Raw genomic sequence first — 317 nt, 5'->3', positions numbered from 1 at the left:
CGCAGATCGTCAGACCCAGCTTCGACAACCCGGAAGCCGACCGAGATGCCGGAGCCGGTGAAGCTGAGCATTCCGGTGTTACCGTCGTGCAGGCCCGGATTGCCCGAGAGCCGGGCTCCGGTCGCCGAGAGGTCGACAACCCGCACGGCGCCACCGGCGTTCGATCCAGAGATCGTGGCGGCGAGATCGACGGGATGGCGCTCGCTGAGGCGGCGGTCGACGTCGGGTGTCGCGGTGCGGACGACCCGGACCAGCACCTGGCGCAGCTCCTGAATGGCCGCGGCGACCTCGGTCGTCTCGCCGCGCACCCGCCCCGC

The 317-nt window shown here is 71.3% G+C and carries 1 protein-coding gene; it reads right to left on the bottom strand.

Annotation, left to right across the window (positions count from 1 at the left end; translation table 11 throughout):
- Nucleotides 1-317: PilZ domain-containing protein (locus tag N826_RS39410; RefSeq protein ID WP_044438151.1), on the bottom strand; the 317-nt coding region annotated here is incomplete at both ends.

It is taken from the genome of Skermanella aerolata KACC 11604, assembly GCF_000936425.1.
Taxonomy (GTDB): domain Bacteria; phylum Pseudomonadota; class Alphaproteobacteria; order Azospirillales; family Azospirillaceae; genus Skermanella; species Skermanella aerolata.
The sequence above is the reverse complement of the archived record's forward strand: the minus strand, read 5'-3'. Positions and strand labels throughout refer to the sequence as shown.